Origin of the sequence: Pseudomonas sp. Irchel 3H7 (assembly GCF_900187605.1) — a bacterium.
Taxonomy (GTDB): domain Bacteria; phylum Pseudomonadota; class Gammaproteobacteria; order Pseudomonadales; family Pseudomonadaceae; genus Aquipseudomonas.
The window spans coordinates 1-3,161 of record NZ_FYEA01000021.1 but is presented as its reverse complement, the minus strand read 5'-3'; the positions used below and the strand labels follow the sequence as shown (position 1 = coordinate 3,161).

4 protein-coding genes and 3 tRNA genes are annotated in these 3,161 nt (G+C 52.3%); all 7 read right to left on the bottom strand.

What is annotated here, in order from left to right:
* The coding region (locus CKW38_RS27975) for a GTP-binding protein (RefSeq protein WP_252191703.1) at positions 1-299 on the bottom strand (299 nt) is incomplete at its 3' end.
* An 85-nt stretch (positions 300-384) separates the two neighbouring features.
* Positions 385-460, bottom strand: a tRNA-Thr gene (locus CKW38_RS27970).
* 26 nt (positions 461-486) lie between these two features.
* Positions 487-560 (bottom strand) — tRNA-Gly (locus tag CKW38_RS27965).
* A gap of 25 nt (positions 561-585) precedes the next feature.
* Positions 586-670: transfer RNA gene (locus CKW38_RS27960), tRNA-Tyr, on the bottom strand.
* Positions 671-813: 143 nt separating this feature from the next.
* Complete coding sequence (locus tag CKW38_RS27955; RefSeq protein ID WP_007918473.1) at positions 814-1,245, bottom strand: hypothetical protein; 432 nt, start codon at positions 1,243-1,245, stop codon at positions 814-816.
* Between the two features lie 7 nt (positions 1,246-1,252).
* Positions 1,253-2,005 carry a pantothenate kinase gene (locus CKW38_RS27950; protein ID WP_095114414.1) on the bottom strand — a complete coding sequence of 251 codons (753 nt, stop codon included), beginning with the start codon at positions 2,003-2,005 and terminating at the stop codon, positions 1,253-1,255.
* Complete coding sequence (gene birA / locus CKW38_RS27945; protein WP_095114413.1) at positions 1,995-2,948, bottom strand: bifunctional biotin--[acetyl-CoA-carboxylase] ligase/biotin operon repressor BirA; 954 nt, start codon at positions 2,946-2,948, stop codon at positions 1,995-1,997. Before birA ends, CKW38_RS27950 begins: the two co-directional genes overlap by 11 nt.
* Positions 2,949-3,161 lie beyond the last annotated feature (213 nt).

The window sequence follows — 3,161 nt, the reverse complement described above, 5'->3', positions numbered from 1 at the left end:
TCCATTTGAGCAGCACCGGTGATCATGTTCTTCACATAGTCAGCGTGACCTGGGCAGTCAACGTGAGCGTAGTGACGGATCTTCGAGTTGTACTCAACGTGTGCGGTGTTGATGGTGATACCGCGAGCCTTTTCTTCTGGCGCACTGTCGATCTTGTCGAAGTCAACGATTGCGGAACCGAAAACTTCGGAGCAAACGCGAGTCAGAGCAGCAGTCAGAGTGGTTTTACCGTGGTCAACGTGACCAATGGTCCCAACGTTGACGTGGGGCAGGGAACGATCAAATTTTTCCTTAGCCATCGATATCACCCTCAACAGAAGAAATTAGACAAACAATATCAACCATTAAAACAAAGGCAGATATTTTCATATCTGCCTTGTTATATGGAGCTCTTGAGCGGATTTGAACCGCTGACCTCACCCTTACCAAGGGTGTGCTCTACCAACTGAGCTACAAGAGCAAAACACTTTGCACAACCTGCAAACTTGGAGCGGGTAGCGGGAATCGAACCCGCATCATCAGCTTGGAAGGCTGAGGTTCTACCACTAAACTATACCCGCGGAGCCTGCAGCTCACGCTTAAATCTGGTGGAGGGAGAAGGATTCGAACCTTCGAAGTCGTAGACGTCAGATTTACAGTCTGATCCCTTTGGCCGCTCGGGAACCCCTCCTAATCAGGCCGGCATTCTATACTATGCCAACCCCTTGTCAAGCATTTTCTCATTTAAAAACCTGAGGTTAGCTGCGTTGACATCGCCTCACACTGAAAACCTGTTTGGGTCTTCGCTGTGGAGCGGGCGCCATTCTATGCAAACTACTCAGCAGGTGCAACCCCCTCACACAGCATTATTTTATGTTTTAACTCATTGAATTCGTTGGAAAGGTTCTGCAGCTGAGCATCACCCAACAAACGCTGGCCCTGAGGCGCGACAGACAACCAATAACCAGCCCCGGAAGCATCCTTCGATGAAGATTGCGCGTCGACCCCCATTTCGGCCAAACGCTGCTGGAGGGCTGAAAGCGAGTCCTGCCGGGAAAAACCACCGAGGAACAGACATTCCTGCCGTCGCCCTCCCCGCCCCTCCCGAACATCACCTGTCGTTTCACTAAGCAAGCGAATGTCTTGCTGGGGACCTCGATACAAACTGAGAGGCGTTACGTCCTTCGCCCGCAAAGGTGCTTCCTGCTGGTGCCAGACATAATAGAAGCCATTAAGAACGATAAGCAGGAGGAACAACCAACGCATACAAACCTCAGGAAAAAGGACATGCCATAGCCAGCCCCACAAATACCAGGTCAGGAACAACCTTGGCCCTGGGCGCGACATCTGCAACCAATACAGCATCACCACCAGTTATAAAGACTGCAAAATCTTCCCCCCAGTAGGCGCTCGCCATTTCCAGCTGCGTCAGCACAAAACCTCGCAACATTAACGAACACCCACGTTCCACCGCCTCAACGGTGGTGCGCCCAGGTGCATTGCTGGACAGCGCGCGCTCAGCCGCCAGATCTCCATAGCGAATCTTACGGGTATGTGTACGTAACTGATTGCGCATCAATGGCATACCAGGACAAATGAAACCTCCCAGATGCTCACCATCAGCAGCAATAAAGTCAGCCGTTACCGCCGTACCGAAATCGAGTACCAGGCAAGCGCTGCCCGATGCAAGATGAAACCCGCCCAGCATGGCCAACCACCTATCAAGCCCTAGACGCTCATAGTCTTCATAACCATTTTTGACACCAGACATTTCACGGGCGGACTTCGCACACACCACCGAAATACCGAACTCCCGCTTGATCGCATCGATTAATACATCAGTTTCTTCCGCAGTCCTGACACTGACCACGCGGCACTTGCGCAGCACAAGCCCGTCCAGGGATCTCAAACTTTCAAGTAACGCTAGATCAGAGTCGACAACCCCTTCAGAAAAGAGAACCCCGGGCGCAGCTTTCAGCACTCGCCACTTAATAAAGCTGTTCCCGCAGTCGAGCTCAAGAATCATCACGCAACCTCAGGCTGAGCTCACCACCACTAAAGACTTTTTCCACGCCATCCACCTTCAGGCGCAGCGCACCCTGACTATCTATTCCGAGCACAACGCCGTCTATCTGACTGGAGCCCGCAATCAACGATACAGACCGACCCTGCCACAAGTGATTGGCCTCCCATTCTGACTGGAGAACCGAGAAACCATCCGCCTGATGGCGCTTGATGTGAGCACTTAACTGCTTACTCAGCTCAACCACCAAGGCATTACGATCACTGCTTTTGCCTGACTCAAGACGGATAGAGGTCCATTCCTGATCGACCTCATCCGATAGCTGCATATTCACGTTAATGCCAATGCCCAGCACAACATGGCAAACGTCGGCGGGGTCTCCGACGAGTTCAAGGAGAATGCCAGCGATTTTCTTGTTACCTACCAAGACATCGTTGGGCCACTTCAATCCGGTACTTTGCACTCCAAAATTTCGCAGAGCCTGCAAAACAGCCAACCCCACGACAAGACTCAACCCCTCGAGTTGCCGCATTCCGCCATCAATACGCAGGACAAGACTGTAATAGAGATTCTCAGCAAACGGACTCACCCACTTGCGACCTCTTCGCCCACGTCCAGAGACTTGTCGCTCCGCGAGTACCAAAAAGGGGGCCAAACTACCTTGGCCGATCGCACGCAAGGCCTCAGCATTTGTCGAGTCGACTGAATCCAGAACGGTCACCGGCCAACCTGGCGCCATTGCCGATATCGCCCGAGAGTCGAGAAGCGTTAATGGCGCAGCCAATTGATAACCCCGCCCGCGAACTTTATGAATGGACAAGCCAAGCTCAGCCTCTAGATGCTGAAGCTGTTTCCATACAGCACTTCGACTTATTCCCAGGGCAGCCCCCAGATCCTGACCAGAATGGAATCGACCATCCTTCAGAAGGTTCAACAACGTCAGCATGCAGGTCTCGCCTCACAATGAGGCCCGAATAATAGCCATGCTCCGGGCCGTTGCATAGAAATCAAGCAGACGCTTTTCCTGCAGGCAAAACAAAACCCCAACTGCTTTCGCAATTGGGGTTTCGGAATTTAATCTTGACGATGACCTACTCTCACATGGGGAAACCCCACACTACCATCGGCGATGCATCGTTTCACTGCTGAGTTCGGGATG